We start from the raw sequence: 3,291 nt of genomic DNA, 5'->3' as shown, positions 1-3,291 counted from the left end.
AGCGGGTGGCCCGACGGCGCGGCGGCGTCACCGGCCGCCACGATGCGGGGATCGTCCACGCTGGTCAGTGTCTCATCGGTGAGCAGCCTGCCCAGCGCATCGGTGCGAAGCCCGCTGCGGTAAGCCAGATCCGGCACGCCGAAACCCGCCGTCCAGATCGTCAACGCGCTGCGCAGCACGACGCCGTCATCCAGCACCACCCCGTCGGGGCGGACTTTGTCGACGCTCGCGGTCTCGAGGACCTCCACACCGAGGCGGTGCAACGACTTGGCCACCGAACGGCGGCCCGGCTCGCTCAGTGACAGACCCAGTGTGCCGCCGCACACCATGGTCACCCTCCGGCCCTGCTCGGCCAGTTCGGAGGCTGTTTCGATGCCGGTCAACCCGGCGCCGACGACGACGACCGGCGCGGCGGGATGCAGCTCGTCCAGGGCACCTCGGAGTCGCTCGGCTTGCTCGAATTCGGCTATCGGGTAGGCGAATTCGACAGCGCCGGGTACCGCGGCGGGAACCACGCCGGTGCTGCCGACCGCGTAGATCAGGTAATCGTAGGGCAGCACAGTCCCAGACGTCAGCTCGACGGAGCGCTGCGCGGTGTTGATCCGATCGGCGTTGTCGACGACGAGCCGGATGCCGTCACCGAGCAGGGTTCCGTAGTCGACGGCTGCGGTGCCGCTGCCGGCGACCATCTGATGCAACCGGATTCGCTCGACGAAAACCGGACGTGGATTCACCACGGTGATGTCGAGGTCGGCGCGCAGCCGCAGATGATTGGCGGCCAGCGTGCCGGCGTATCCGCCGCCGATCACGACGATGTGAGTGCGTTGGGCGGTCATGTTGTCTCCTGTCCTCGCGGGTTTGCTGTCCTCAAGACACCGCCGGGACCGCTGTTGTGACAGCGTTGGAGACGTTGTGACCAGGCTCACGTTGTTGCGACGAGTCCGGCGATCAGGGTGTCGACCCGCTCGGCGTGGTGGTCCGGGCGTAACCGGCCACTCCGATCCAGGGTGATCAGGCCGTGCAACGATGCCCACACCACTTCGGCCAGCGTGTCGGGATCCCGCGTACCCGCGACCAGGTCCACCGCCGCACGCAGTTCGGCGAACGCCGCATTGAGCTCCGCCGGCGTGTCCTCGGCGGCGAACGGCAGCGTCGTGGTCCGGATGAACATCGCGTCGAACAACGCCGGGTTGTCGCGGGCAAAACCAATGAACGCGTGGGCAACTCGGGCCAGCGCGTCCCGGTCGTCGGTCGCCCCGACGCGCGCTGCGGAGAGCGCGCCACCGAGTTCGCCGAATCCCTGGACCGCGACCGACGCGACGATGTCCTCCATACCGGAGAAGTGCTTGTAGAGCACCGGTTGGCTGTATTCGATCTCGGTGGACAGCCGGCGCGTGGTGACGGCGTCCCAGCCTTCCTCTTCGGCCAGCTTGCGTGCCGTGGCGGTGATGAGCTGGCGTCGGGCGGCTCGCTCGCGCGCCCGGCGATCCTCGATGGTCATCCGGTCATAATAGCGCTGATATTTAATCTAGCGGCGCTATTGACACACCCTGAGGCCAAGGGTTAGCGTCGCTAACACCTACCACAGACGAGGAGCGCGCCATGATCGCCAAGTTGTTCGCGTTGGTCGCGGTGCTGGGTACCGGGGTGGTCTACGGGACGGACGTGTTCTGCGCGATGGTGCAACGGCCCGCGCTGGCCCGCATCGACGACCGGGCCCTGCTCGCGGTGATGGGCAACATCCATCGCTACGGCGACCGGCGGATGCCGGTACCCGGAGTGCTCGGCCTGGTGGCCGCGGCGATCAGCACGGTGTTCGCCGCAACGGCCGGGCGCGGGACGCAAGCCATCGCGGCCGGCGTGGCCGTCGGACTGCTGGTGGTGTGGCTGCTGATCTACCTGCGAGTGAGCGCGCCGATCAACCGCCAACTCACCGCTGCGGCCGACCAGTCCGACCCGTCGATCAATGCCCGGGAACTACAACATAATTGGGACAGGGTCATCACGATCAGGGCCGTCCTGCAAGGCTTGGCAGTCACGGCATTGTGCACAGCGCTGCTGACCTGAAACTGGAAAGGATCGACACCATGGCCATAAGCACAAATCTCGGGCGCCTGCTGATGCGCGGGGCGCCGCTTTTCAACGCACCGATCGTGGCGCTCGCGGCCTCCCCGCGCTTCGGGAAGATGTTGCGGCGCAGCATCACATTGATCACCTATACCGGGCGTCGTTCGGGACGCACGTTCAGCATGCCGGTGGCTTACCGCCGCCGCGGTGACGAGATCGAGATCGTTCCGAACATTCCCGACGCCAAGACGTGGTGGCGCAACTTCCTCGGCGACGGCGCTCCGATGTCGTTGACGCTCGACGGGGTCGAGCGTGCTGGGCATGCGGTCGCGTATCGGGACGAGAACGGACGGGTGACCGTTCGGGTTCGCCTCAGCCCCTAGTAGGAATTCGTCGACTTGACCTAAAGCATGGTTGTGGTTTTAGCGTCAGGTATGGACATCACGACTAAGAACGAGATCGCCGAACTGGTCGACCGATACCTGTGCTCGCTGGACGAGCGCGCATTCGACGAGGACTGGGCGCGTGGATTTTTCACCGACGACGCGGTCGTCGAGTTTCCCATCGGGAACGCCGAGGGGATCGACGGGATCGTGGCGAACACACGCCACGGTGTGCTGCGCTTCGCCCGCACCCAACACCTCGGCATGAATTATCTGATCGACGGGAGCCCTCGTCGCGATGGAGCATCGGCTCGCTGGAACCAGGTCAATAATCACGTCCACCCCGAAGGGGATCTGTTCAGCAGCGGCACCTGGAGCGAGGCCGATTTCGTCCACACTCCCGCAGGCTGGCGCATCGCCCGTACCGCCATGCACGTCACCTGGACCTCCGGTCGGCCACCGGGCTAGTCGACCTGATAGCGCGGGAACACCCCGGTGGGCGCCGGTAGCGCAATGCCGGGCTCGAGCCGCTCACCGATCGCGGCGAAGCTGCGTTGCTCCTGCGACTGGCCGAGCAGGTGGAGCAGCTTGCCTGCCGAGTCGGGCATCACCGGCTGAATCAGCAGCGCCGCAATGCGCACGACTTCGCAGGTGACATAGAGCACGGTGGCGAAGCGAACCTGGTCCGCCTGAGCCTCACGCTTCCGCAACACCCAGGGCTCCTGAGCCGAGAAGTACCTGTTGGCCGCGCCGAGCATCAACCAAATCGTTTCCAGCGCCAGATGCATTGCCTGGCTGTCGAACTCGGCACGAACCCGCTCGAGCAGACCGTCGGCGATGG

5 protein-coding genes and 1 pseudogene are annotated in these 3,291 nt (G+C 66.1%); 3 read left to right on the top strand and 3 right to left on the bottom strand.

Annotated features, from left to right (window positions below; all coding sequences use genetic code 11):
• Both VN856_RS11895 and VN856_RS11890 read right to left on the bottom strand, forming a co-directional pair.
• Positions 1-836 (bottom strand): NAD(P)/FAD-dependent oxidoreductase (locus VN856_RS11895; protein ID WP_325689206.1); only part of this gene is annotated, 836 nt, incomplete at its 3' end.
• An 86-nt stretch (positions 837-922) separates the two neighbouring features.
• Positions 923-1,501 (bottom strand): TetR/AcrR family transcriptional regulator, encoded by a 579-nt coding sequence (locus VN856_RS11890; protein WP_325689204.1) that lies wholly within the window; start codon positions 1,499-1,501, stop codon positions 923-925.
• 101 nt (positions 1,502-1,602) lie between these two features.
• Between VN856_RS11890 and VN856_RS11885 the strand changes: the two genes are divergently transcribed.
• Genes VN856_RS11885 through VN856_RS11875 form a run of 3 tightly spaced genes read left to right on the top strand, consistent with a single transcriptional unit; the run spans position 1,603 to position 2,918 of the window.
• Positions 1,603-2,067 (top strand): DUF1772 domain-containing protein, encoded by a 465-nt coding sequence (locus VN856_RS11885; protein ID WP_325689202.1) that lies wholly within the window; start codon positions 1,603-1,605, stop codon positions 2,065-2,067.
• Positions 2,068-2,087: 20 nt separating this feature from the next.
• A complete protein-coding gene (locus tag VN856_RS11880; protein WP_325689200.1) occupies positions 2,088-2,450 on the top strand; it encodes a hypothetical protein in 363 nt (120 codons plus the stop codon).
• A gap of 51 nt (positions 2,451-2,501) precedes the next feature.
• Positions 2,502-2,918, top strand: coding sequence for a nuclear transport factor 2 family protein (locus VN856_RS11875; RefSeq protein ID WP_325689198.1), 417 nt, complete (start codon positions 2,502-2,504; stop codon positions 2,916-2,918).
• On the opposite strand, the pseudogene VN856_RS11870 reads toward VN856_RS11875, so the two are convergent.
• Positions 2,915-3,291: pseudogene (locus VN856_RS11870) on the bottom strand (methionine--tRNA ligase); the annotation flags it as partial. The gene VN856_RS11875 and the pseudogene VN856_RS11870 sit on opposite strands and share 4 nt — an antisense overlap.

Origin of the sequence: Mycobacterium sp., from assembly GCF_035603715.1 — a bacterium.
Lineage (GTDB): Bacteria > Actinomycetota > Actinomycetes > Mycobacteriales > Mycobacteriaceae > Mycobacterium.
The sequence above is the reverse complement of the archived record's forward strand: the minus strand, read 5'-3'. Positions and strand labels throughout refer to the sequence as shown.